Below are 26,711 nucleotides of genomic sequence, written 5' to 3'. Positions count from 1 at the left end.
GCTCGTACCCGTCAGTCATCAGCACGGTGCCAGGCTGTACGCCGGCATAGAGCTTCTGCGCATGCTGGGCGCCGCGCACCCCTAAGACGCCCATCGTATAAGGCGCTTTGAGAGGGTTTCGGGAGTAAGCGAGAATCTCCGAGAGCCAAGACTGGCGGAAGGCAGCAGGAGTCGAACCTACCTAGCACGGGCTGACCGCACCAACTGAGTTTGAAGCTCAGCCGCACCACCGGATACGAATGCCTTCCTGAGAAACGGGAAACAGCAAATACCGTCCTATTTTATGGGCCGAGCAAGCGGCTGTCGCCGCGAAGCCAGTGACGATCGCGGTGAAAGCGAGTATACCCAACGCGGTCGAAGAATTCGAGAATTTGAATCGCACGCTTGCGACCAAGCCCCGTCGCGTCCCGAAACGTCGCCGCATCGAGTGCGCCGCGCTGCTCGCGTGATAGTTGCTCGATCAGTCGCGCGAGCATGACGATCACGTCGCGATGGTAGAACAGATCGCGTACCACCTGATGCACATCGCCACGGCGTGCAAGCTTGCGCATCAACATACGCACCGTATCCTCCGCAACGCCCGTCGCGGACGCGAGATCGCGCACCCACGGCGGATCGTAGCGTCCGTCGATAACCAGCGGCAGCAGACGCGCCGCCAGCGCTTGCTCGCCCGCCTCGAAGCTCACCGCATGCGACGGTAAATGCAGCCACGGCCCGCTGCGGACGATCGCACCGTCGTCGATCAACGCATCGATCAACGCGCGCCAGAGCGCGTCGTCCGCCAACGGCGCAGCAATCCGGCGCAGCCGCGCCACATCCGGCCCCTGCTCGTCAGGTGAGTGTCGATGAAATGCATCGAGCTCATCGAGCACGCGCACGCGCAGCCCATCCCAATGACAACGCGCGATGACGCGCGCGTCATCCGCCTGTCTGCCCGTTGCAGCAATGTGCACGACGTCGGCCCGCGGCGTCAGCACGTGCGCCGGCAGGCCGGTCAGATGGGTGAGCGTCTTGCACATGATGCCAAGCGTCGCTTCGTCGAGCAGCGCATCGAGCCGGCCTTCGTCGAGCCATGCAACGAGCGCATCGAGCCACGCCCGGCGCGCGCTCGTGCGCCGCTTGCGCGCGGGCCCGAACGGATCGAGCACTCGTCCGCCGCCGACGGTCTGCGTCGCTTGCGCGTTGCGCACGATGAAGCGATCGCCCGGCATCGCGAATATCGGCTCTGCGAAATTCAATTGTGCACGCGCGCATTGACCCGGCTCAAGTGTCTCGCCTTCGAGCAGCGCGACGTGCGCAACCCGATGCAATGTGCCGAGATGCACGTGCAGCGGTGTCCAGTGCGCGACCGATAAACCTGCGTCGGAGGTGAGTGTCAACTCGACATCAATGCGCGGCGACAGCGTCGCGAGCCGCACATCGATGATCATGTCGCCGCGCGCGAGCGCCGCCTTGTCGATGCCGGCAAGATTCAGTGCGCACCGCTCGCCCGCACGGCCGGCATCGGCAGCGCGGTTCTGCGCATGGATGCCGCGCACGCGAACGGATTCGCCTGTACGCGCAACAGCCAACGTATCACCGGTGCTCACGCGTCCAGCGAACGCGGTGCCCGTCACGACGGTGCCCTGGCCCGCAAGCGTAAACACGCGATCGACCGCCAGACGGAACAGACCGTCGTCACGCCGCGCGCGCCATTCAAGCGCGGTCGCGCGCAAATGCGCATTCAGCGCGGCAACACCGTCTGCGCTCGGGTCAGTCGCGCGAGTCTCGAAGATCGGCGCGGCCGCAAATGGCGTGGATGCAAGCCACGCACGAATCTCATCGCGCACTTGCGCAATGCGCGCCACATCGACGCGATCGCCTTTCGTCAACGCGATCGCGCCTTGCGTGACGCCGAGCAATCGCAGGATCGCCAAGTGCTCGCGCGTTTGCGGCATCACGCCGTCGTCAGCAGCGATCACGAGCAGCGCGAAATCAATCCCGCATGCCCCCGCCGCCATCGTATGCACGAGCTTCTCGTGGCCAGGCACATCGATAAAGCCAAGCACATCGCCGTTCTCCAACGGAGCATACGCGTAGCCGAGTTCAATCGAGATGCCGCGCGCTTTTTCCTCCTTCAATCGATCGGTGTCGACGCCGGTCAGCGCGCGCACGAGCGTCGTTTTGCCGTGATCGATGTGCCCTGCGGTGCCGACAATCATCTGCGCGCACCTTGCGCCAGTTCGCACTGCGCAACAAAGGCGGCCTCGTCGCCCGTTTCGAGGCAACGCAAATCGAGCTGCAATGCGTTGTCAGCAATGCGGCCGAGCACAGGGCGCGGCCAGTCGCGCAACCGCCGCTCGAGCTGCATCAGTGCCCGGCCGCCGCGCTTACCGCCGCTCACGCGAATCACCAGCCCGCAACTCGGCAATCGATCGACGGGCAGCGCCCCGCTGCCGATCTGACTGAACATCGGCTCGACGCCGACGTCGAACGCTTCGCCCAGCGCACGTTGCAACGCTGGACGCATACGCCCGGCAGCGGCCTCGATATCTGCTTGCGGGCGCGTCAAGAGGCGCAACGTCGTCAGCCGCTCGTGCAGGAATTCAGGCATCCGATATAGATGCAATACGGGCTCGAGCGCGGCGAGCGTCAGCTTGCCGACGCGCAGCGCGCGCTTCAGCGGATGCTTTTTGATCTTCGCGATCAAATCGTGCCGGCCGACGATCAACCCGGCTTGCGGGCCGCCCAGCAGCTTGTCGCCGCTGAACGTGACGAGATCGGCGCCTGCGTCGATGGTCTCTCGCACCGTCACCTCCTTGGGCAAACCCCAACGCGACAAATCGACGAGCGTACCGCTGCCCAGATCGACGACAACGGGCAATCCGTGCGCGCGCGCAAGCGGCACGAGTTCGGACAGTGTCACTTCCTTCGTGAAGCCGCTGATCGCATAATTGCTGCAATGCACCTTCATCAGCAGCGCAGTGCGTGCGCCGATCGCCGCTTCGTAATCCTGCAGATGCGTGCGGTTCGTCGTGCCGACTTCACGCAACTTGGCCCCGGCGCGGCTCATGATGTCGGGAATCCTGAACGAACCGCCGATCTCGACAAGCTCGCCGCGCGACACGATCACTTCCTTCGCCGGCGCAAGCGCGCACAGCGTCAACAGCACGGCGGCCGCATTGTTGTTGACGACCGTGGCCGCTTGCGCGCCCGTCAGCTCGCAAACGAGATCGTCGATCAGATCGTCGCGATCGCCACGGCGGCCTGTCGCCAGATCGAATTCGAGGTTCATCGGCTGCGTGAGCGCGCGTATGACGGCCTGCATCGCATCGTCCGGCAATAGCGCGCGCCCCAGATTCGTGTGCAGTACGGTGCCCGTCAGATTGAATACCGGGCGCAGCCTGCTTGCCGAATCCGCCTCGAGCCGCGCACGCACGTCGGCGGCGATACGCATGCCGTCGAGCGGCGCAGTGGCGGCCGGGTCGCGCCGCGCAGCGTCGCGCCACGCGTCGAGCGATGCCCGCACTGTCCCCAGTACGCGCGTGCGCCCATATTCGCCAACCAGCGCCTTGATCGGCTCCGACGACATCACCCGCTCGACCGACGGCACCCGTGCGAACAAACCGCCCGTGTCACTCACGCTCGACCCGCTCACGGCCGGCCATCTCCTCCCGCGTCAGCGGACAACTCCGGCCATAACAACGGATTCGGCGATGCGCGGCGATAGCCCGCCTCGCCCATCAGCAAATCGAGCGTAAGGCTCGCGAGATCGTCTGCGAGCACTTCAATAGCGTAATCCTTGTCTAGATAGCCGATTTTCCGATACGTGCGGCATTCGTCGCAAGCTTCGGCTTTCAGCTCGCCGCTGCTGCCTTCGATGCCGTAATACGCGATCCCCTTGGTCGACTCGCAATGCGAACATTTGGTGCGAACCATATGCCACTCGGTCGCGCATAGGCTGCACTGAAGAAAACGATAGCCCTGATACTGACCACCGACGCGTACCAAGCTCGCGACCGGCGGCGTCCCGCAGACTGGGCACAAGCCGTGCTGCTCGACATATGGAACGTCGGCCGGCGACAGGCGGCTCGCGAGCGAAGTCCATACGACTTGCAGCGCAGCCATCAGAAACGGCGCCGATGCCGGTTCGATCTCGGCGAAGCGTTGCGCGAGCAGCGCGTCGACCTGCTTGTCGAGTTCGGCGGCCGGGCGCAGCCGCAACTCGTCGATCAGCTTCGCGAGCGGGGGATTCACGAGGCCCGCGCCTTCTACACGATCGAGCAAGCGCTGCAGCACGTCGCGCCAGCCCGAATCGCCTGCGCTGGCCAGCGCGGGCGCGAGCGGCATTGCATGATGCTGTGCCTGCTCGATTGCCGCCCGCTCGGGCGCGTTTGCTTCGAAACCTTGCAGCAGATCATGCTGCGCATCGGCAACGGCCGCCATCAGCCTCAGATACCCGCCGATCGGGCTCGGGCCGGCCAGTTTGCGCAAGCGCGCGGCGCGCGCGGCGAATACGGTTTCGCGCTCGGGAATCCGCACGCGCGGAATGGCCGAATGATCGAGCGCGGCGATTTCGTCCGGCCCAAGAATACGTTGGGTTGCGTCAGTCACAACAAAAGAATGCCTTGAAAAAACAAGCGCCGAATCGCCGGCGCCCTTGTTCTGTCCACGAGTAGCGGTATGCCGCGGTGTTATTTGATACTCTCGCGAAACCACTTCGGATGATGCTTTCTCGCCCAGCCGACAGTGACGGTCCCGCTCACCATCGCTCCGATCGAGCCTTTCACCCACAGCGCCGCATAAACATGCACGACGATTCCGATAATCAGCACGAACGCCGCCCCCGCATGAATGACGGCCGCGGCCCGAATCACGTCGATCGGGAAATAGAGCGAAAAATATCGCCGCCAGATCACGATCCCGGATACGAGCAACAGCAGCATGCATATCACCAACGTGAAGAATAGCAGCTTCTGCCCTGCGTTATAACGGCCGACAGGTGGCAGTTCGCCGTCACGGTTCGCGAGCACGTCGCGCATTTGCTTGAGCCAGCGCCGGTCGTCCGCGTCGAGCAGATTATGGTGCCAGTAGCGTGCGATCATCATCGCGAACGACGCGAACATCACGACGCCGACGAACGGATGCAGGATCCGAGTCCATTGGCCGCCGCCGAACAGCGAGGTCAGCCAGAACATCGACGGATGAAAGAGCGCGAGCCCCGACAATGCGAGCAGTACGAACGAAATCGCGGTGAGCCAGTGATTCGTGCGCTCGTTGGCCGTATACCGGACGATCAGGTTCGGGTCGTCATGCTTCATTTCGCGCCTCCTTGATGCGTCGCGCCTCGTCGCGAGCCGCGGCCTCTTCGTCCGGCGTCACTTCGTTCGGGCCGACGCGCGTGTAATGGAAGAAACCGGCGAGCGCGGTAAGCGCGATACCGGCCACCGCAAGCGGCTTCGCCAGCCCCTTCCACAGCTTCACCATCGGACTGATCGACGGATTATCCGGCAGCCCGTGATATAGCGACGGCCGGTCGGCATGATGCAGCACATACATTACGTGCGTGCCGCCGACGCCTTGCGGATCGTAGAGCCCCGCATGCTCGAAGCCACGCTCTTTCAGGTCGGCCACGCGCTCGGCCGCATGCTGCTTCATGTCCTCTTTCGTGCCGAACACGATCGCACCGGTCGGGCAGGTCTTCACGCACGCCGGCTCCTGGCCAACCGCGACGCGGTCCGAACAGAGCGTGCACTTGTACGCGCGATGATCCTTCTTCGAAATCCGCGGAATATTGAACGGGCAACCGGTCACGCAATAGCCGCAGCCGATGCAGTTCTCCTCGTGGAAATCAACAATGCCGTTGTTGTACTGGACGATCGCACCCGGCGACGGGCACGCCTTCAGGCAGCCCGGATCCTCGCAATGCATGCAACCGTCCTTGCGGATCAGCCATTCGAGGTCGCCCGCGGGGTTCTCGTATTCGGCAAAGCGCATCACCGTCCACGAGTATTCGCTGAGATCGGCCGGATTGTCATAGACGCCGACGTTCGCGCCGACCTCGTCGCGCAAATCGTTCCATTCCATGCAAGCCGTCTGGCAAGCCTTGCAGCCAATGCACTTGGATACGTCGATCAGCTTCGCGACGCTGCCCGTCACCGGCTCGCGCGCGGTGGGCGGGGGTGTCGTGGTCGCGGAAACGCGCTTGATGTCGAGCGATTGCAATGCCATCTCTTCCTCCTTACGCCTTTTCCACTCTCACCAGGAACGACTTGAATTCCGGTGTCTGCGAATTGCCGTCACCCACCGACGGCGTCAGCGTGTTCGCGAGATAGCCGGGCTTCGTCAGCCCCTTGAAACCCCAATGCAGAGGAATACCGACTGTTTGCACCTGCTTGCCGTCGACCGTAAGCGTCCTGATCCGCTTCGTGACAAGCGCGACCGCGACGATGTAGCCGCGGTTCGACGATACCTTCACGCGATCGCCATGCACGACGCCTACCTCCTTTGCCAGATCCTCGCCGATCTCGACGAATTGTTCGGGCTGGATAATCGAGTTCAGCCGCGCATGCTTCGTCCAATAATGGAAGTGCTCGGTAAGCCGGTAGGTGGTTGCGACGTGCGGGAACTTGTCGGGTTTGCCGAACGCGGCGCGATCGCCCGGAAACACGCGGGCAGCCGGGTTGTTCAGCGCACGCGGGTTGCCCGGATGCAGCGGATTCGCGGCAAGCGGCGTCTCGAACGGTTCGTAATGCTCAGGAAAGGGCCCCTCGTTCATGCCATCGCGCGCGAAGAAGCGTGCAACGCCTTCCGGGTTCATGATGAACGGCCCCATTCCGTTTTCCGGCGGCTCGTCGGCCTTGTAGTCGGGCACATCCGCGCCCGTCCACGCGCTGCCGTTCCAGCCGATCAGCTTGCGGGTCGGATCGAACGGCTTGCCGTTCGCGTCGCACGACGCCCGATTGTACAGAATCCGCCGGTTCGCAGGCCAAGCCCATGCCCAGCCGAGCGTCTGACCGATGCCGGTCGGATCCGAATTGTCGCGGCGCGCCATCTGATTGCCCGCTTGCGTCCACGAGCCGCAGAAAATCCAGCAGCCGCTCGCCGTGCTGCCGTCGTCCTTCAACTGCGCGAAGCCCGAAAGCTGCTCGCCTTTCTTCACGAGCGTCTTCGCCGCGTCCTTCGGATCGGGCAGATCCGCAAGCGCGCGGCCGTTGAACTCCATCGCGAGTTCCTCGGGCGTCGGGCTTTCCGGGTCCGCATACGGCCACGACAAATTAACGATCGGATCGGGAAATTTGCCGCCCTCCTTCCGGTACAGCTCGCGCACCCGCGTGAACAGGCCCGCCATGATCTCGAGATCGCTGCGCGCTTTGCCCGGCGGCTCGGCGCCCTTCCAGTGCCATTGCAGCACGCGGCCGGAGTTCACGAGCGAGCCGCGCTCCTCGGCGAAACACGTCGTCGGCAGCCGGAACACCTCTGTCTGGATCTTCGATGCGTCGACGTCGTTGTAGTCGCCGTGGTTTTTCCAGAACTCGGACGTCTCGGTCGCGAGCGGGTCCATGATCACGAGCCATTTCAGCTTCGCGAGCGCAGCCGCGGTTTTTGCCTTCGACGGCGCCGCCGCGAGCGGATTGAAGCCCTGCGCGATGTAGCCGTTCACTTTGCCCTGGTGCATCAGCTCGAGCGTTTGCAGCAGGTCATACGGCTTGTCGAGCTTCGGCAGATAGTCGTAGCCCCAGTTGTTGCCCGCGTTCGCCGCGTCGCCCCACCACGCCTTCATGAAGCTCACGAAGAACGCGCGATAGTTCTTCCAGTAGCTCAACTGATTCGGCCGAAGCGGCTGCGGCGCGCGCTTCTTGATATACGCTTCGTAGTCCTGCTCGGCCTGCGACGGCAGCGTCATGTAGCCCGGCAGCAGGTTCGACATCAGGCCGAGATCGGTCAACCCCTGGATGTTCGAGTGGCCTCGCAGCGCGTTCATCCCGCCGCCCGCGATCCCGATATTGCCGAGCAGCAGTTGCACCATCGCGCCCGTGCGGATCATCTGCGCGCCGACCGAGTGATGCGTCCAGCCGAGCGCGTACAGAATCGTACCGGCGCGGCCAGGCACAGCGGTAGTCGCGAGCATTTCGCACACTTTCAGAAACTTGTCCTTCGGCGTGCCGCAAATCTTCTCGACCATCTCCGGCGTGTAGCGCGCGTAATGCTGCTTCAGCAGGTTGTATACGCAGCGCGGATGCGAAAGCGTGTCGTCGGTCTTCACGAAGCCGTCGTCGCCGCGCTCGTAGTCCCACGTCGATTTGTCCGGATACGCATGCTTGTCTGCGTCATAGCCGGAATAGATGCCGCCGTCGAACGCGAAATCCTCGCGGACGATGAACGGAAAATCCGTGTAGCGCTTCACGTACTCGCGCTGGACCTTGTCGTTCGTCAGCAGGTAATTGATCACCCCGCCAAGAAACGCGATGTCTGTGCCGGTACGGATCGGCGCGTAGAAATCCGCCACTGATGCGGTGCGCGTAAAGCGCGGATCGACGACGATCAGGCGCGCGCGACGATGCGCCTTCGCCTCCGTCACCCACTTGAAGCCGCAGGGATGCGCTTCGGCAGCGTTGCCGCCCATCACGAGAATCACATCGGCGTTCTTGATGTCGACCCAATGGTTCGTCATCGCGCCACGGCCAAACGTCGGGGCAAGACCTGCCACCGTCGGGCCATGTCAGACACGAGCCTGGTTGTCGAACGCGAGCATCCCCATGCTGCGCACGGTCTTGTGCGTCAGATAGCCGACTTCGTTGCTGCCCGCCGAAGCAGCGAGCATGCCGGTAGTCAGCCAGCGGTTGACCTTCTTGCCGTCGTCGGTCGTCTCGATGAAGTTCGCGTCGCGGTCGGCTTTCATCAGCTTCGCAATCCTATCGAGCGCGTCGCTCCACGCGATCGGCTCCCACTTGTCGGAGCCGGGCGCGCGATATTCGGGCTGCGTGAGGCGATTCGGGCTGTGGATGAAGTCGATCAGGCTCGCGCCCTTCGGGCATAACGTGCCGCGGTTGACCGGGTGATCGGGATCGCCTTCGATGTGGATGATGCTCGGCTGCGCGTTTTTCGCGCCATCACCGAGGCTGTACATCAGAATCCCGCAGCCGACCGAGCAGTAAGGGCAGGTGTTGCGGGTTTCGACAGTGCGCGCCAGCTTGTATTGGCGGACCTCGGCAAGCGCGTCGGCCGGCGAGAAGCCCATCAGGGCCAGGCTCGAACCGGCTAGCGTCGTCGCGGACAGCTTCAGGAACTGGCGCCGGGACAATTGAAGCATGGTGGTCTCGGGTGGTGGTATCGGGGGACGAACTTGCTTGCTGCTGCGCTTGGCGACCGCGTTGCAACGGCGCGCTGCCCGGACGGGGCAGCGCGCCTGCACCGGTTGCGTTGCGCCCGTCCCTTCGTTTATATGACAACGCCAGCCGCTCGGAAAGCGGGTATGCCTCTACGCCGGGCAAATCGCTTCTTGCGCGCTCGTAAGCGTAGCAGAAGTTAGGTGAATATGATGTTGCGGCGCGATTGCCGAAACGCAATCAGCAATCGCCCGCATGGGCGCCCACGGGCTCAGTGAACGGCGGCGCCCGCGCCGTTGGCCGCCGGCATGAGCCCGGCTGGCGTCCAGCCGAGCGCCGGTGCGATGCGGGACGCAACGTCGGCCAGGATTTGCTCGTATTCGTCGAGCGCGAGGTCATACGGGAGTTCGAGCCTCAGTTCGGTCACGCGCGCGAGAACGGAATCGGCGAGCAGCCGTTCGACGATCTCGTCGGACATACCGACCAGATCCGGCGCGAACAGCGTGCGACTATCTCCCTGTGGCGCCAGCGTGCGCGCCACGCGCGCCGCGGCGAAATCGCGGTAACGCTGCCGCGAAACGGCTTCGGCACTATCGAGCGGCACGATGACGCGCCCGAGCGCGACGCGCGGCGGCGATGCTTCGGCCCAGTTCGACAGGAACAGGTCGAGTTGAGCAGCCTGCGCCGCGTGGAAATCGTCGCTGGCTTCGCCTCGGCAGACGTTGCCGACCAGCAAATGAAAACCGTTGCGCGCCGCCCATTCGACGGAGCGCAGCGAACCGCCGCCGTACCACAAACGCCCGGCGAGCCCCGGCACATGCGGATTCACGCGTGGCCGCTCGCGCCCGGCCGGCGATTCGATCACCGTGTCCGCGTCGCCGAAATAGACGCCGGCGAGGTTCTCGCGCAGGCGCAGCAGCCGCGCGAGCGAAAAGTCGATGCGCGCGGCGTCGGCATCGAGCAGGCGATCGCCAAGCAGCGCCGCGTACCCCGGCGCGCCCGCGCTCAACCCGACGTGCAGGCGGCCCTGCGACAACGCATCGACGGTCGCGAGATCCTCCGCGAGCCGGAACGGATTCTCGTAACCCATCTGGATCACGGCCGCACCGAGCGCGATGCGCACCGTGCGCTGCGTCGCAGCGGCGAGAAACGTCGCGGCTGACGACACCGAACGCTCCAGATGCCGCTGGCGAACCCATGCGCTGTCGTAACCGAGCGCATCGCCGCGACTGAAAAGCCGCAGTGACTTTTCGAGACCGGCAAGCGGATCGTCCGCCGGATAGTTGCCGGCCGTCAGGAAACCCAGGTGTGAAATCATCATGACAAAGACCGGGAATAACAAGCGGTGCGCCGCGTCAGAACGACGGCAGCCCCGGCGGGTTCGTTTCGGACCGCTCGAGCGCCTCCGACAGCAGCCCCCAGCGCGCGAGCGCCTGCCTGTACTTACCGTTGCGGATCAGACCGTTGGTCGCAAGCGTCAGCGCATCGGCCAGCCCGCTGCCCTTGCGTGTCGCGATCGCGACGTCCGCGTTGAGCGGCCAGCCTGCGTTCACGCTGCCGACATTGCGAATCCTGCCCTCGCGAGCCGCCTCGTATGCGAGCGCCGCATTCGGATTGAGTTCGGCATCCGCGCGCCCCGACAGCAGCGCGACACGCGACGCGCCATCGTCATCGAAATACAGCAGCTCCAGCGGTTTGAGTCCCTGCGCGACGTTGCGGCGGTTCCATTCGAGCAGAATCCGCTCCTGGCTGGTGCCCGCGGTGGTGATAATGCGCAGGCCCGCTGCATCGCTCGACCCGGCAATGCGTGCAATTGGGCTCGCGCGCCGTACATAGAAGCCGTGCAAACCGAGTCGGTACGTCGTGAAATCGAATTTTTCCTTGCGTTGCTCCGTCACGCCGACATTCGAGATCACCGCATCATACTTGCCGGAGGTCAAACCTAACGGCCAGTCGGCCCATGCAACGGGCACGAGCGCGAGACGCCGGCCCAACGCGTCGGCGATGAGTTGCGCGTAGTCGGGGTCCGCGCCGACCACCGTTCGCGCGTCGGTCGCATAGGTCGCCACGGGTGGCACATGCGGCGCGATCGCGACCGTCAGGACGCCATCGCCAACCCAGCGATAACCGCTCGCCGCGTGGATCGCGGCCGGATCGGGCGCGGCGCGCACACGCCCAGCCTGCCGAGGATCGAGATCGACCGCGATAGCCGCGGCCCGCGCGGTCAGCGCCGGCACGCCGAACAGCGCCGCGCTGGCGGCCGTCATCAGCGCGGCGCGAACAAAAGCTCTTCTATCGTTCATTGCAGTAGTGTCGCCGGTATCGGAAAAACGCAGCGCAGGCGGCCCGCCACGCAACGTCACATCGACTTTCACGCACCTCGCATCGCACCGTCATCGTCAGAGCACCTTCGACAGAAATGCGCGCGTGCGCGCATGCATAGGCGCATCGAGCACCTGCGCGGGAGGGCCGGCCTCGATGATCCTGCCCTGCTCCATGAACAACACCGTATCCGCAACCTCACGCGCAAAGCCGATCTCGTGTGTGACGATGATGAGCGTCGTGCCTGAGCGCGCGAGTTCCTTGATGACATCGAGGACTTCATTGACCAGCTCGGGATCGAGCGCGGACGTCGGCTCGTCGAACAGCAGTACTTTCGGCTTCAACGCAAGCGCGCGGGCAATCGCGACGCGCTGTTGCTGCCCGCCCGAAAGCTGACGCGGATACGCATGCGCCTTCGCCCCCAAGCCGACGCGCGCGAGCAACTCGTGCGCGACTTGCAGCGCATCGGCACGCGTCGCTCGGCCCAACGCAACCGGCGCTTCGACGAGGTTCTCCAACACGCTCAGATGGGCAAACAGGTTGAAGTTCTGGAACACCATGCCGACGTCGATCCGACGTCGCAGCACATCCCGTTCCTTCAGCTCATACAGCGTGCTGCCGTCGCGGCGGTAACCGACGAGCTCACCATCAATGTCGATGAACCCGCCGTCCACGCGCTCGAGATGGTTGATCGTGCGCAGCAGCGTCGATTTGCCTGAGCCGGATTGCCCGAGAATCACCGTCACGCTGCCGGCTGGCGCGACAAACGACACGTTATCCAGCACCTTATGCTGTCCGAAGCTTTTCGATACGCGATGCAGCGACACCTCGCCGCCCCGACGCTCGCTGAGCCGAGCGCGCGCGGCGCATGCAGCCTGCATGGATGCGGCAGGCTTCCCGCTCGAACCGCCGCCGTCAGGCCGCGCGTGTGCCGGGCCGCTCGCGGCCGCGCGCCGCCCCGGCCACGCACGAATCACGCCCGCGATCCACGCATCGAGCGGCGAGCGTGCCGGATTGCGCACCGCGCCGCGCGCATAGCAGCGCTCGACTCTCGCCTGAATCACGGAAAGTACGGTCAGGATAATCAGATACCAAACCGTTGCGACCATCAGTAGCGGAATCACCTCGAGATTGCGCCGGTAGATCACCTGCACGGTATAGAACAGCTCCGGCATCGCGAGCACATAAACCATCGATGTACCCTTCGCGAGCAGGATCAGATCGTTGAACGCCACGGGCAGGAACGCGCGCATCGCCTGCGGCAGCACGATGCGCGTGGCCTGCCGCGCACGCGGCAAACCGAGCGCGGCAGCCGCTTCGAGCTGCCCGGGGTCGACCGACAGGATCGCGCCACGCACGCCCTCCGCCGTAAACGCCGCATGGCTGAGCGTAAGGCCCAGCACCGCCGCGCAAAATGGGCTGATCAGATCGGTTGTCGCGACCTCGGCAAACACGATGCTCGTGAACGGCACGCCCAACCGCACATGATCGTACAGATAGCCGAGATTGTTGAGGATCAGCAGCAGCACGACGAGCGGGATCGAGCGGAACACCCAGATATACGTCCATGCGCATGCGGATAACAACCGCGAGCCAGACACGCGCGCGAGCGCGAGCGGCACACCAAGCGCGAGCCCCAGCACCGCACCGAGCGCCGTCAGCAACAGCGTGCGCGCGAGTCCGGAAAGCACCGGCTCGGACACGAACCATTCGGCAAATACCGGCCAGCCCCACTGCGGATTGCTGAGCACCGAGCTCAGCGCCAGCGCGATCAAAACGAGTGCAAGCAAGGTGCCGGCCGTGCGCGCCCGATAGCGCGCCGGCACGATCCTGAAATGCAATGCGTCGTCTCGCGCCTGAGGCGTGCTCGATGCCGGCAGCGCGCCGCCGACTGCGTGCGTGATGTCGCTCATGGTCGTCTTTCCTTCGGAGAACGATCGATGCCGCATGCGGCACGGGTGGGACAACTGAAGGCGCGCCATACCGCGGAGTTCGCGCGGCGGGTACGGCCACGCACCGCGCTTGCGCGCTTGGCCGCCGTCATGCGTCAACGGGCGCCGCGTAGCGGCTTTCCTTGCGCGGCAAACCGAGATGGTCGCGCAACGTGCGCCCGGTAAGCGAGCGCTGGTAGCGTCCACGTGCCTCGAGCGCGGGAAGCACGAGTTCGACGAAATCGTCGAGCCCTTGCGCCTGCACCGGGAAGCCGAGGATAAAACCGTCGCACGCGCCCGCGTCGACCCAGCGGATCAATTCGTCGGCAACTTCGTTGCCGGAGCCGATGAAGCGCGGCCGCGGCGTCGCGACAGCAAACGCAGTCTCGCGCAGCGTGAGCCGCTTATCGCGCGCCTCGGCCTTGATCCGGTCGGTGGTCGAGCGAAAGCTGTTGCGGCCGATCTCTCCCAGATCGGGAAACGGCCCGTCGAGCGGATACTGGGTGAAATCGTGATGATCGAAGTAGCGGCCGAGATAGGCGAGCGCGTCGTCGACAGTCAGCAAATCGCGGATCGCGCGGTATTTTTCCTCCGCCTCCTCGGTGGTACGCCCAACGATCGGCCCGATTCCAGGAAAGATCTTCAAGTCGCCGACGCTGCGTCCATGCCCGATCGCACTGCGCGTCACGCGCCGCGCGAACGCAAGCGCCTCGTCCACCGACGCCGTATGCGTAAACACGGCATCCGCGTATTTGCCGGCGAAGCCGACCCCCGCATCCGACGCGCCCGCCTGAAAGATCACCGGCTGCCCCTGCGGCGAGCGCTGGATGTTGAGCGGCCCAGCCACCTGGAAAAACCTGCCGCGATGATCGAGCGTATGCAGCTTGTCGCGCTCGAAGAAACGTCCGCTCTGGCGATCGCGCACGAATGCGTCGTCATCCCAACTATCCCATAGCCCCTGAACGACTTCCAGATACTCATCGGCGATCTCGTAGCGCAGATCGTGCTCGGGATGCGTTTTGCCGAAATTTTTCGCGGTGCCCTCGAGCGGTGTCGTGACCACATTCCAGCCCGCCCGGCCGCCGCTCAGTAAGTCGAGCGACGCAAATTGCCGCGCAACCGTAAACGGCTCGCTGTACGACGTCGACACCGTGCCCGCCAGCCCGATCTTCGACGTCGCGAGCGCAAGCGCCGACAGCAGCGAAATCGGCTCGAAGCGATTCAAGAAGTGCGGTATCGATTTGTCGTTGATATAGAGGCCATCGGCGACGAACGCGAACGCAAAGCCGTTTTCCTCCGCCTTGCGCGTGATACGCACAATGAAATCGAGATTGACGCTCGCATCCGGCGGATTGCTCGGATGCCGCCACGCGTGCATATGGCCGCCTGCGCCATGCAGCATGATGCCGAACGGAATGGGAGCTTGGGTCATGTCTGGGCTCACTGTCGAAATCGATGGGAACACGCACGCCTCGTAACGCGCGTGCGTTCATGGCAAGGTCTGCACCGGACGCCATTCGCGTGCCAGCATTTCGACCGATGCGAGTCGCGCCGGATAGTGCGTGACGGGCGAATCGACGACGAACTCGTCGACGCCATAGCGGCGGCTCAACGTGTCGAACTCGCGATGCACGTCATCAGGCGTGCCGGCGATCACGTGAGGGCAAAGTTCGTCGATCCGGTAATCGGTCGCGCCGCTCTGCCGCGCGAATTCGGCAGCGGCCTGGGCGCTGCCGAGATTGAAGCTTTGGCCGCCCGCGAGCTTCAGCTTGAAAATCCTGAGCGCGCCGATCAGTGCTTCGGCGTCGCGCTTGGTCGACGCGGCAACTGCATAGAGTGCGAGCAGCGGCGCGCGACCCGTCGCGCTGCGATATGCGTCGAGCGAACGCTCGACGTTCGCCTCGTCGCCATTGAAATGCCCGGCATAGCAAAACTGCCAGCCGAGCCGCGCGGCAATCGCCGCGCTTTGCGCCGAACCGCCGAGCAGAATCCGCTCAGGCCGCTCGGGCGGCACGGGCAGTGCGACCGCGCCGGCAAGCGGATGATCCTCGCTGACACCCCAATCGAGAAACGCGTCGAGTTCGGCGAGTTGCTCGTCGAACGCGGCCTTGCGAGGCTTGCCGTGCAGCGCCTGCAGCGCGCGCGTCGTCAACGGCAGCCCGCCTGGCGCTTTGCCGACACCAAGATCGACGCGCCCCGGCGCAAGCGACGCAAGCAGCCTGAACGTCTCGGCCACCTTAAAAGGACTGTAATGCTGCAGCATCACACCGCCCGATCCCACACGGATCGTCGACGTACTCGCAAGTATGTGCGACACGACGATCTCCGGCGCCGTGCTCGCGAGGCCGGGCGCGCCATGATGCTCCGCCACCCAGAAACGGCGATAGCCGAGCGCTTCGGCGCGCTGCGCAAGCGCGATCGTGAAGCGCAGCGCGTCGGCCGCCGTTGCGCCCTCGGCAATCGGACTCTTGTCCAGCAACGATAATGAATAGGTCATGACGGATGCGAATCGCGGTTGACGGCTGGCGGGGTCTACAGTTTCGGCAGGCCCGGCGGATTGGTCCGCGACACCTCGATCGCCTCCGAGCCGAGATTCCAGCGATCGAGCACGCGCCGGTACGTACCGTTCTTGATCAGATCGTTGATGGCAAGGGTGATCGGCTCAGCCAGACCGCTGCCCCTGCGCGTCGTGACCGCAACGTCGGCCGTGCGTGGCCAGCCGCCGCTAACAGTACCGGCCAGCCGCTTGTCATGCTGCTGCGCGGCCTGATACGACAGCACCGAGTTCACGCTGAAGATCGCGTCGGCGCGGCCCGATTGCAGCGCGACTGTCTTCACCGCATCATCGTCGTAATATTGAACGGTGACGGGTTTCAGGCCATGCGCAACGTTTTCGCGATCCCATTCGAGCAGGATCTTTTCCTGGTTGGTTGCGGCATCGGTGATCACGCTCAGGCCGGCTATGTCCTTCGGCTCCTTGATCGACGTGATCTTGCTATCCGACTTCACGTAAAAGCCGACCAGATCTTGCCGATACGTCGAAAAATCGAACTTCGTCTTGCGCTCCTCGGTGACGGTCACATTCGACAGCACGGCGTCGACGCGCCCCGATTGCAGTGCAAGCGGCCAGTCCGGCCAAGCCAGCGGCACGATCTTCAGCTTGCGGCCGAGCGCATCGGCCAGCAGTTGCGCAAAGTCCGCGTCGAAGCCGACGACCGTTCGTGCATCGGTCGCATAAGCGCTGATAGGCGGCTGGGCCGGCGCGATGCCAACGCTCAGCGTGCCCGGCACAACGAACTTGAAGCTCGGCGGCACTGCGCGGATCACGGCTTCGTCGCGCCCGCCTCGAATACGGCCGGGCTGCTCGGGGCTCAGATCGAATGTGACGGCCGACGCAGCCATGCTGAGGCCGAGCAGCCCTGCCGCGACTGCGCGCACGATGCATCGTTTGAACTTCATGGTCGAGTGGGCATTTTGCAATTTCATTGGCGATCCCAGGCTGATTCGAATCTTTCACCGTTCTCGGCGCAAACAAGTTGAACGGGCAACGACATTTTTCCGCGCCACACCGGCACATCCGCGCACTGCCGCATCACAACACCGGCGGCTCGGCCGGCACGCGCGCGCGCAGATCATCGAGCGTGCTCAATCGCCCCGGCTCGATCAGATCCTTGCCGAACGGCAAATGCACATAGATTTCCGGATCGATCGCACTGTCGAATAATGCTTCGTAACCCGAATCGAGATATAGCGCCCATGCCTCGGGCTGCCGGAAGCCCGTCGTCAAATAGGCGCGCCGGTACCCCTGCTGCACGGCGCGCGCCTCCAGCGCCCGAACGACGCGCCGCGCAAGCCCTTGCCTGCGAAGATCGCCGCGCGTCCAGATTCGCTTAAGCTCGGCCGTATGCGCGTCATAACGCTTGAACGCCCCGCCGCCCACCGTCTCGCCGCCGCGAAGCAACAGGACAAACGCACCATCGGGCGGTGCGAACAGCTCCGCCGGATAGCGCGCAAGCTCCTCTTGCGCCGACGCACGGCTGTCGACACGATAGGTGCGATAGCGTGTCGTGTATTCGTCGATTAATGCATCGATCAGTGGTTTCGCACGTGCATCGTGCGGCACGGTATCGATAATGATGTCGGTCATGGCGATATCATCGAGGGCAACCGGAGCACACCGCCGGTGCGCTGACGCGCTGGCACGGCACGCCGGTGGGTCTATCGAGCGCGAGACGGCGCGATGGCACGCCGCCAACCACACCACATTAGCGGTTGAGCGCAAAAAGGCTAACCAAGCAATTTCGATAACGATATCGACAGCGGCGTAGCAAGGATTTCGACCATCGGCGTGGTGCGGGCGGCACAGTGCGCCTGGAGAATCGGCACGAGCAAGACGCGTCGGCATTCGCGCGAGTAGCTTGCTCGTAAGTTTCACGAAACGCCGGCAGAAATCAATTTGAATGGTGAAGCTATCGGCAAAGCCTGACGCAGGCAGTGATGCTCATCGACAAGTCACGCCCATCGATGTGAATGGAGTGTGCTGCGCCTCGATTTTTCAACACCTCTTCATTGATTGCAGTCATCAAAAAAACGATCAATTTGCGATTATCGGCCGCCATCGAATATCGCCAAAAAATCAACAAAATCAGTTCAACGTTACCGCGCCACCATCAGCCTTCGCCATTCAGCCATCAAACCTCTACCTAATAATCATCTAATGCGATTCATTCACTCCAATCGCGACATCTCCTGAAATTTTGTCAAAATTTCGATAATCAAAATAATTTCATGAATTAATTTCAGCATCGGACATAAGTTTCAGCAATCGACCGCGGCACCCTGCCATATGCCCCGCAACCCTCCCGCGCCACGGAGTTTGATTACATGACGATTATCTTATATACAAATATTCATTAAAATTAAATGCATTTTTATTTCTCCAAATAAAACATTGAAATATTTATATAATGTTTGTAAATTTATCGTAAGATTCGAGCGAGACATCCCACAGCCACCCAAATGGGATTTCTCCCGCATTTAGCGGACGAGCCATTTTCGCTCCGGTCCCCGGTGCAATACAGCATCGCTCGGCCCGGCGACGCAGCATATCCCGAAATGGCGTATCCGATTGTAGTTGTTTAGTACAACTTTATAACTCGATTCAGGACGATCATGGCCAAGACTTTCTATATCACCGCGGCACCTGTCGGCGCTGTCCCGAAGTATCTCGACCCGCTGGAGCCGAAGTTCATCCCCCATGCGATGCTCGAACTGCTGCCTGCGGACGCACGCGAGGTGACGATCAAGGCGCTCGAGGCCAATGGTTGGGAGATCGCACCTGCCGGAGGCATCGTGCTCGAGCATGGCTACGATGCGCCGATCGACGTCGCCCAGTATGGCGCCGCAAACGAACGGCTCGGCGCGCTCGAAGCCTTGCGGCAAAACGGCTGGGCGCCCAGCGGCACGGTATGGCGGCGCACGCCGGCAGCACATGTTGTCGACCAACCGCCGTTGATCACACGCACCTCGCTCGAACGCTTGTCGTCAGTCGAACTGGTCCGGCAAATTGTCCTTCAACTCACGACGTTCGGCTGGATCGTCACCGAAGACGCGAACCTGACCTGGACTCACGATCGGGTTCACGCTTACCTGCCGCCTGATTTCGTCGAGCGGATTCGCTCCGACAATGCGGCCGTGCTCGATTCGTTGCTCGAAAGCGGCTGGCAACGATGTGGCTCCGGCTATTGGCAACCAGGTAAGGCACGCTCGCCCTATCTGCCGATCACGGCCGACGGCATCGTCAACGCGTCGCGCGAAGCGCTGCGCGAAGGCGCCGCCGTGGTCCACCTGCACACGCGCGCGACGGACGATCAAGCAACGCTGACGATTCCCGGCCTGAACGCGCCGATTGGCATCGGCGCGCAGCGCAATCACATCGTGCTCGACGACTACGATCGGATCGTGCCCGCGCTGCTCGACCAGGAGCCGTCCGCCATCCTGAATCTATCCACGAGCGCACGCGGCGACCGCCGTGCATCGCAAAGCCCGCTGCGGCGCGCGCACTTGAAACGCTACGGCCACGCGCAACTCGCACCGGACGTGGCGTCGTTCAGCCCCGGCCCCGTGGTCTTCCAGGCGGGCGGCGGTTACGACAATCCGAATGCGTTCCTCGCGGATCAACTCGCGCACTTCGCGGAAGTCGGCGTGCGGCCCGAGATCGAAGTGTTCAACCATACGATCGTCGAGAATTCGGTTACGCTCTACCGCTCGCCGCTCATCGGCGCAGGCGTGCCGGTGCTGTTCATGCTCGTGGCCGCCGTCGATCAATATCATCGCGACCCGGTAAGCGGAGACACCAGCGACGATTCGCTGATTGACGTGCCCACGCGCAAGGCAATCGCCAAGTTGTTGCAGGCAGGCGGCGACGATGCGCATCAAAAGGCCATCGAACTCGCCGCCGCCCAGTTGCAGCCCACCGTCGACAAGCTCCGCAATAGCTTCCCGTCATGCAAGATTTCGCTGCTGCTGCCGGGGCCTTTCCAGGCCATCCTCGTCGACGTGGCAATCGCGCTCGATCTCGACGGCATCCGCGTCGGTCTCGAAGATGCGCTGAATGTGTTCGACGCACGCGTGCCCGGCGGGGTGCGCAAGGCTTACGGAACCGGTGACCAGGTCCGCTGGCTGCGGCTCGAACTTGAACGCCGGGGCATCGGCATCGACGATGCTGAAACGCTGCGCGACAAACTCGGCATGGCGCGCCCCGACGTCGCGCTGTTCCGGCAGGCCGAGGCGGCGCTCGCGAATCATCCGTCCGACGAACATCTCGTGTCGGCCACTTCGATTCTCGGCGCGCTGCAGCCGGTCGTGGATGCATACCGCCAAATCGAAGACCGGCTCGCGCAACACCTCGCAGCACACGCCGAATCGCAACCGGCCGATCCCGCCGCGCTCGCGGAGTACGTGCTTGCGGCCGCGCGCAGCTTCGGCGTCACGATCCGTTCGTTCGTTGAAGAACTCGACCGCTACGAGGACCACGAGTATCTAAGCGCCCGCTACATCCAGATTCCGCAAGCGCTGAATTTCGCGCGCGAGCTGCTCACGCCGCGCGGCCATTCGATCGATGCATACGACCGTGCGCTCGCCGACTACGCCCGCGTGGGCGAAACCGTCACGCACGACAATGCGAGCTACAGCGTGCGCGTCGATCAATTCAAGCCGCTGCCGCTGCGCTGCCTCGAATATTTAGTCGGGATTCCTTGTCGATACAACAGCGACTATAGTGACGTGATCAATCTCCGCCTGCGTCAGAGCCCGCGCTACAGCGCGACGATGGCGCTGCTCTATCACGCGCTGCGCGAACTCACGCTCGAACTGCGTAACCGTTCGAATGCTCCGCTCAAGGCGAGCGGTCCGGTCTGGACCGTGCTGGAGGCGTCGGGTGCAGCAGGCGAGCTGCCCGGGCGCCGCGACATCGCACCGGACGACGTACCCGCGATGCTCGATCGAGTCGACTGGATCGTACTGCCAAGCACGCCGACCACGAACTATCCGCTCGGCCTCAAACTGTCGAACGGGATGGCGCAACTGTTCCATGGCTTCGTTGCGCAGATCGCCGCCGATCCGGCGTTGTGCTCGTCCACGCACGCGCCGCTGCGCGTGCTCGCGATCACGCATTCGGGACGCCGCGACGACGGCGAAACGGTGATCGAGGCCAGCATGCTGCACAATCGCTTCGCGCTGAACGCCGATTCGACCGGCAGCTACTTCAGTCAGGAGTCGCAACTCATCTACGAACGCTTGATCCTGCCGCGCCTCGTTGATCAGCCCGCCAAGCTCGCTTACACCGACCGGCAATTCGTGCGCCGCGATGCCGCCGGGTTCCCGTTATATGAGGACGGCACGCGCGCGCAGCGCATCGAGCCCACGCAGATCGCACGGCTGCCGCTCCTCAAATGCTTTGCGCACAGCTCCGGAATCGCCACCGCGCAGCAGCTCGACAACCAAGCATGTCGTGACGGCGAGCGGCTTGGTCTCACGGCCGACGAACTACGGACATTTTTCGACCGCGCACTGCTCGTCTCGTTCGGCTCGGCCGCGGACATCCGCCTGGACTGGCTCGGCACGTCGGTCGTCGACGTGACCGCCTTCAACGACGTGCGCAGCCTCGCCGGCACCACAAGCCGTCATTACGTGATCGAACCCGGCGAGCATGCGGACGTGCTGCAGCATTGCCTCGCGCGCACGCAACCGGCCGACTACCGCTATGAGCACGCGACACCGATCTGGGAAGAAGGCGCTCAAGGCAAGATCGTCGCGCGGCTGACGGGCGTGTTCCTGCTCGACGATCAGGCACGGCTCAACGACGGCCATTCGATTCGCCGTTATCTGGCGGCAAGCCCGCTTTGGCTGCGTCAGTGGATCGCGCGCTTCCATGACGCGCCTGCCGACGCCAGCGCGCGCGAAATCCTGCGCGCGTTACGGCCGCCGATGGCCGCGTACCAGGCTCGCAGTGCGAATCAAACGGCACGGCGAGCGCTAGCGTAAAGCGATCCGGCGCGCCGGCGCACGCAGGCGCCGGCGCGCCGATTTTCGTTCGCTCGTCAGCGCCGCATCACGGCTTCATCGACCCCGTGCGCACATATCGCTCATGCCACGACAGCGCCTGTGACAATAGATGCGGCGTGTGCTTGCCGAAGCTCTCACGGCTTGCCTGCTCGAGGTAGTCCTCGAGCATCGGCCGGTAGTCCGGATGCGCGCAGTTCGCGATGATCCTGCGTGCGCGCTGCTTCGGCGACAGCCCGCGCAGATCCGCCAGCCCCTGCTCAGTCACGACCACCGCGACATCGTGCTCGGTATGATCGACGTGGCTCGCGATCGGCACGATCCGGGAAATCGCACCGCCCTTCGCGGTGCTCGCCGACATGAAGCACGATAGATAGCCGTTGCGCGCGAAATCGCCCGAGCCGCCGATCCCGTTCTGGATCTTCGTGCCCATCACGTGTGTCGAGTTAACGTTGCCGTAGATGTCGGCCTCGATCATTCCGTTCATCGCAATACAGCCCAGGCGCCGCACCAGCTCGGGATGGTTGCTGATCTCCTGCGGCCGCAGCACGATCTTCGAGCGCAATGCGTCGATCTCGTCGGCAAAGCGCTGCGTCGCGTCGGGGCTCAGCGACAGCGCCGTGGCCGATGCAAAGCGCAGCGTGCCGCTCGCGAGCAGATCGAGCATGCCGTCCTGGATCACCTCGGTGAACGCGGTCAGGTTCGAGAAGCCGCCGTCGCTCAGCCCGGCAAGCACTGCATTCGTGATGTTGCCAACGCCCGACTGCAACGGCAGCAGATCCGCCGGCAGCCGGCCGCGCTTGACCTCGTGGCGCAGGAAGTCGATCAAAAGCCCGGCGATCTGCTTCGATGTAGCGTCGGGCGGCGTGAACGCATTGCTGCGATCGGGCGCGTCGGTCTCAACGATCGCGACGATCTTCTCGGGCGCGCAACGCAGATACGGCTCGCCGATCCGGTCGTCGGCCGCCACCAGCGGAATCGGCTGGCGATGCGGCGGCAGCGCGGTGCCGTAATAAATGTCGTGCATCCCGTCGAGGCCGATCGGTTGGCGCGCGTTCACTTCGAGAATCACACGCTTTGCGCGATCGAGCCACGTCTTGTTGTTGCCGACCGATGCCGACGGAATCAGCCGGCCGTCCTCGCGAATGCCCGCGACTTCGACGATCGCGACATCCAGCTCGCCGAACAGGCCGAACCACGCGTATTGCGCGACGTGACTCAGATGAATATCCAGATAGTCGAGCTCGCCCGCGTTGATCTTCTCGCGCAGCGTCGGATCGGACTGATACGGCAGGCGCATCGAAATGCCGTTCGCCTTCGCGAGCGCGCCATCGAGCTCCGGCGCGGTCGACGCACCCGTCAGCACGTTGATCCGGAAGTCCTCGCCACGCGCATGCGCGGCGGCAATGCGTGCGGCGAGCGCGGCCGGCACCGCCTTCGGATATCCGGAGCCGGTGAAGCCGCTCATCGCAACGGTCATGTTCGGGCCGATCATCGCCGCGGCTTCGTCCGCGGAACGAACGACAGCGCGCAGGCTGGGGGCGAGGATGCGAGAAGTGGGCATGGCAGAGTGTCGAAAGGTCGTATTGAATCTGGCGGCGCAAGTACCGCAAGGCGTCTGCGAAGCGATGCTCGCCCTTGGCCGGCATGCGTTGAACAGGTGGCTGGGGCACGGTGCGACGCAGTATCGCAGAGCGCCGGCCGGTTATAGTGTCGGCCGGTTGAAAAACTGACTTACAGGATTCGGCAAGTATTTGTCTGACATCAGATTTGCATCGCGTGCGGTGCGCGCGCATCACGATGATCGAATCGGCTCGGCTGTGGTTCGGATTCGCGTAAAATATTACGATTTACCTTCAAAACGATTTGTAATCGTGCCGCCGCGCCATCAAAAAGCAATAAATTACAAATCCGTATATATTTCGCCGATGGACCCGAGAAAATCCGACACTCCGCCCGTTGAGAGTCCGCCGCCCCGTACTTGGGACGCCCGGCTCGCACGCCGACTCGTCACGCCGCTCGTCGGCACTGCGATCACGCCCAATCATCTGACCACGCTGCGTCTGCTGATCGGCGCGGCCGGCGCATGGTGCCTCGCGCAACCCGGCTACGGCTGGAGCAATGCGGGGGCGTTTCTGATCGTGCTGTCGAATTTCGTCGATCACACCGACGGCGAACTCGCGCGCATCAGCGGCCAGTCGAGCAAGCTCGGCCATTTCTACGATCTCGCGAGCGACGCGCTCGTCACGATCGCGCTGTTCGTGTCGATGGGCGTCGGCATCGTCGCGGCGGGCGGCCAGATGGCGGCGTCGCCCGTGCTGCTCGGCGCGCTCGCCGGCGCGGCCGTCGCGCTGATATTCTTCCTGCGGATGCGGATCGAATCGTTCGCCGGCAAGGCGGGCACGAAGCAGGCGTTCGTCGGTGGTTTCGAGACCGAGGACGTACTGTATCTGCTGCCGATCGTCACGCTGCTCGACGGTGTCGAATCGTTCATCCTGGCCGCATCGATCGGCGCACCGCTGTTCGCCGCATGGGTCGCGATCGATTACTGGCGGATTGTGAAGCGCGGCGGCACGGCCGCGCCCGCGCCCAATCCAACCGAAATCCAGCCCACCAAATGACCACCGACATCGAAGCAGCGCCGGCACGCGCCGGCAACGTCGATGATGCCGTCGCCGCGCGCGTGTGCGCGCTCGACGGCGCGCACCTGGCGCGCGAATTCGCTCGCCAGGGCGCGTTCCTGTATCTCGACGACTTCCTGCCGAAGGATCTCGCCGGGCAAATCGCCGACGCCGCGCGTGCGCTCGTGCCTGCGATCAATCGCAACTACCTGCCGGGGCATAAGCAGGGCGGCAGCGTAAGCCGCCATACGATCGATGCGCGGGCGCCGCTGATCGCCGAGCTGTACCGCTCGAAGGCACTCGTCGGCTTCCTCGAATCGCTGACGGGCGACAAGCTGCAGCCGTCGCCCGACGACGATCCGCACGCATATGCGCTCTACTACTACACGCGCGAGGGCGATCACATCGGCTGGCACTACGACACGTCTTACTACGATGGCCGCCGCTATACGCTGCTATTCGGCGTGATCGACGATTCGTCGGCGCGGCTCGATTACGAGTTGCACACGCGCAACCCGAACGTGCCCGACGAGCCCGGATCGGTGCAGATCGCGCACGGCGGCATCGTGTTCTTCGACGGCGACAAGCTGCGCCATCGCGTCACGCCCGTCGCCGCCAACGAATTCCGCGTATCGCTGACGTTCGAGTACGTGACCGATCCGGGCATGCGGCCGTGGAAACGCTTCGTGTCGAACATGAAGGACGCCATCGCGTATTTCGGCTTTCGTCAGGTATTCAAGCAATCGGCCGCGCGCCGCCCGTCGGGGTCATGACGCGCACCGGCACGATCTTACTGACGCTCGGCACGGCGCTCTTCGTCGCCCTGCTCGCGTGGCAAGGCCTCGGCGCGGTTGCGACGACGCTTGCAGCCGCCGGCTGGGGCCTCGCGCTCGTCGCCGCGTTTCATCTCGTGCCGCTCGTCGTCGACGCGGCCGCGATCGCGGTGACGTTTGGCCCGGACCCCGCCGCGCATGGCCGGCCTGCGCGCGGCGCGGCGGGCCGCACGTTCGGCGACGCGCTGCGCGCGCGCTGGGTGGGCGAATCGGTCAACAGCCTGTTGCCCGCCGGGCAGATCGGCGGCCCGGTGCTGATGGTCCGCCATCTCGCCAAGCGCGGCATGCGGCTTGCCGACGCGGCCGCCGCGATCACCGTCAGCACGACGATGCAGGCGCTCGCGCAGATCGTGTTCGCGCTCGCCGGCATCGCGGCATTCAGCGTCGGCGCGACGCACACAGCAGCGGCCCAGTTGCGCACGCCCGCGCTGATCGCGACGGCCGTGCTCGGCGTGCTTGCGGGGCTTTTCTATTTCGCGCAGCGGCGCGGCCTGTTCGGGCGCGGGCTGCGTTTCGTCTCGAAACTCGGCCCGCGCGACTGGTCGTCGCTCGAGACGCGGGCGGACGCGATCGACGCGGCGGTCGGCCGGCTTTACCGCGAGCGTGGCAAGGTGGGCGCCACGTTCGCGCTGAGCCTCGTCGGCTGGATCGTCGGCACGGCCGAAGTGTGGCTCGCGCTGCATTTTCTCGGGCATCCGGTGAGCTGGCCCGACGCGCTGCTGCTCGAGAGCGTCGGCCAGGCGATCCGCGGCGCGGCGTTCGCGATTCCCGGCTCGCTCGGCGCTCAGGAAGGCGGCTATCTGCTGCTGGCGCCGCTCGTCGGACTGCCGCCCGACGCGGCGCTCGCGCTGTCACTCTCCAAGCGCGCGCGCGAGCTTGCGCTCGGCCTGCCGGGTATTCTGTACTTGCATTTCAGCGAGCGCCGGCGGACCGCGCCGAGCTTGGTGCCCCCCTCTCTCGGAGGGCAGCGAACGGAGTGAGCGCGGCGGGAATTTCGGCAAGCGCCGAACCGCCCCGAATTCGCCGCCCAGCCTTCTCGCGCGCCGAACGCCCGCCGTCGGGGAAAAAGCGGCAAGCGGACATGATTGAATTTCAGTGGAAACCCGGTGGCGGCGATACGCCGCCACTCATTGC

The 26,711-nt window shown here is 64.1% G+C and carries 19 protein-coding genes and 1 tRNA gene; 5 read left to right on the top strand and 15 right to left on the bottom strand.

From position 1 onward, the window contains the following. Positions 1–152 precede the first annotated feature (152 nt). The 14 genes from WS68_RS27420 to WS68_RS08695 form a co-directional block, all read right to left on the bottom strand. Positions 153–248: transfer RNA gene (locus WS68_RS27420), tRNA-Sec, on the bottom strand. Positions 249–281: 33 nt separating this feature from the next. Beyond that, positions 282–2,201 carry a selenocysteine-specific translation elongation factor gene (selB, locus tag WS68_RS08765; protein WP_059570420.1) on the bottom strand — a complete coding sequence of 640 codons (1,920 nt, stop codon included), beginning with the start codon at positions 2,199–2,201 and terminating at the stop codon, positions 282–284. Then, on the bottom strand, positions 2,198–3,571 hold the full coding sequence (gene selA, locus WS68_RS08760; protein WP_442857154.1) for an L-seryl-tRNA(Sec) selenium transferase: 1,374 nt from the start codon (positions 3,569–3,571) through the stop codon (positions 2,198–2,200). The genes selB and selA overlap by 4 nt, the downstream gene beginning before the upstream one ends. A gap of 62 nt (positions 3,572–3,633) precedes the next feature. After that, the gene (gene fdhE, locus WS68_RS08755) at positions 3,634–4,593 is read right to left on the bottom strand and encodes a formate dehydrogenase accessory protein FdhE (protein ID WP_059570418.1); all 960 of its coding nucleotides are present in this window, start codon (positions 4,591–4,593) and stop codon (positions 3,634–3,636) included. Positions 4,594–4,673: 80 nt separating this feature from the next. Beyond that, positions 4,674–5,300: a formate dehydrogenase subunit gamma gene (locus WS68_RS08750; protein ID WP_059570417.1), complete on the bottom strand. Its 627-nt coding sequence runs from the start codon at positions 5,298–5,300 to the stop codon at positions 4,674–4,676. After that, a complete protein-coding gene (fdxH, locus tag WS68_RS08745) occupies positions 5,290–6,210 on the bottom strand; it encodes a formate dehydrogenase subunit beta (RefSeq protein WP_059570416.1) in 921 nt (306 codons plus the stop codon). The genes WS68_RS08750 and fdxH overlap by 11 nt, the downstream gene beginning before the upstream one ends. Before the next feature lie 10 nt (positions 6,211–6,220). Next, positions 6,221–9,292: a formate dehydrogenase-N subunit alpha gene (fdnG, locus tag WS68_RS08740; protein WP_156429412.1), complete on the bottom strand. Its 3,072-nt coding sequence runs from the start codon at positions 9,290–9,292 to the stop codon at positions 6,221–6,223. 287 nt (positions 9,293–9,579) lie between these two features. Then, positions 9,580–10,629, bottom strand: coding sequence for an LLM class flavin-dependent oxidoreductase (locus WS68_RS08730; RefSeq protein ID WP_059570414.1), 1,050 nt, complete (start codon positions 10,627–10,629; stop codon positions 9,580–9,582). Between the two features lie 34 nt (positions 10,630–10,663). After that, positions 10,664–11,611, bottom strand: coding sequence for an ABC transporter substrate-binding protein (locus WS68_RS08725; RefSeq protein WP_059570413.1), 948 nt, complete (start codon positions 11,609–11,611; stop codon positions 10,664–10,666). Between the two features lie 96 nt (positions 11,612–11,707). Then, the gene (locus WS68_RS25885; RefSeq protein ID WP_082709894.1) at positions 11,708–13,543 is read right to left on the bottom strand and encodes an amino acid ABC transporter permease/ATP-binding protein; all 1,836 of its coding nucleotides are present in this window, start codon (positions 13,541–13,543) and stop codon (positions 11,708–11,710) included. Between the two features lie 127 nt (positions 13,544–13,670). Then, positions 13,671–14,993: an LLM class flavin-dependent oxidoreductase gene (locus WS68_RS08710; protein ID WP_059570412.1), complete on the bottom strand. Its 1,323-nt coding sequence runs from the start codon at positions 14,991–14,993 to the stop codon at positions 13,671–13,673. A gap of 57 nt (positions 14,994–15,050) precedes the next feature. Then, entirely contained in the window at positions 15,051–16,058 is a 1,008-nt protein-coding gene (locus tag WS68_RS08705) for an LLM class flavin-dependent oxidoreductase (RefSeq protein WP_059570411.1), read from the bottom strand. 35 nt (positions 16,059–16,093) lie between these two features. Beyond that, positions 16,094–17,020 carry an ABC transporter substrate-binding protein gene (locus tag WS68_RS08700; RefSeq protein ID WP_442857153.1) on the bottom strand — a complete coding sequence of 309 codons (927 nt, stop codon included), beginning with the start codon at positions 17,018–17,020 and terminating at the stop codon, positions 16,094–16,096. Positions 17,021–17,153: 133 nt separating this feature from the next. Continuing rightward, positions 17,154–17,708, bottom strand: coding sequence for a GNAT family N-acetyltransferase (locus WS68_RS08695; protein WP_059570409.1), 555 nt, complete (start codon positions 17,706–17,708; stop codon positions 17,154–17,156). A 313-nt stretch (positions 17,709–18,021) separates the two neighbouring features. On the opposite strand from WS68_RS08695, the gene WS68_RS27415 reads away from it, so the two are divergent. Then, on the top strand, positions 18,022–18,279 hold the full coding sequence (locus WS68_RS27415; RefSeq protein ID WP_156429411.1) for a hypothetical protein: 258 nt from the start codon (positions 18,022–18,024) through the stop codon (positions 18,277–18,279). 454 nt (positions 18,280–18,733) lie between these two features. Next, a complete protein-coding gene (locus tag WS68_RS08690) occupies positions 18,734–22,105 on the top strand; it encodes a 3-keto-5-aminohexanoate cleavage protein (RefSeq protein WP_059570408.1) in 3,372 nt (1,123 codons plus the stop codon). 67 nt (positions 22,106–22,172) lie between these two features. Here the strand turns inward: WS68_RS08690 and WS68_RS08685 are convergent, their stop codons facing one another. Then, complete coding sequence (locus tag WS68_RS08685) at positions 22,173–23,687, bottom strand: acetyl-CoA hydrolase/transferase family protein (protein WP_059570407.1); 1,515 nt, start codon at positions 23,685–23,687, stop codon at positions 22,173–22,175. A 364-nt stretch (positions 23,688–24,051) separates the two neighbouring features. On the opposite strand from WS68_RS08685, the gene WS68_RS08680 reads away from it, so the two are divergent. From WS68_RS08680 to WS68_RS08670, 3 genes are read left to right on the top strand one after another with little or no spacing between them, the layout of a single operon-like run. Further along, entirely contained in the window at positions 24,052–24,744 is a 693-nt protein-coding gene (locus WS68_RS08680; RefSeq protein WP_059570406.1) for a CDP-alcohol phosphatidyltransferase family protein, read from the top strand. Next, positions 24,741–25,517 carry a HalD/BesD family halogenase gene (locus WS68_RS08675; RefSeq protein WP_059570405.1) on the top strand — a complete coding sequence of 259 codons (777 nt, stop codon included), beginning with the start codon at positions 24,741–24,743 and terminating at the stop codon, positions 25,515–25,517. The genes WS68_RS08680 and WS68_RS08675 overlap by 4 nt, the downstream gene beginning before the upstream one ends. Further along, positions 25,514–26,557 (top strand): lysylphosphatidylglycerol synthase domain-containing protein, encoded by a 1,044-nt coding sequence (locus tag WS68_RS08670; protein WP_059570404.1) that lies wholly within the window; start codon positions 25,514–25,516, stop codon positions 26,555–26,557. The genes WS68_RS08675 and WS68_RS08670 overlap by 4 nt, the downstream gene beginning before the upstream one ends. The last annotated feature ends 154 nt before the right edge of the window (positions 26,558–26,711 follow it).

The organism is Burkholderia sp. TSV86 (genome assembly GCF_001522865.1).
GTDB lineage: Bacteria > Pseudomonadota > Gammaproteobacteria > Burkholderiales > Burkholderiaceae > Burkholderia.
The sequence above is the reverse complement of the archived record's forward strand: the minus strand, read 5'-3'. Positions and strand labels throughout refer to the sequence as shown.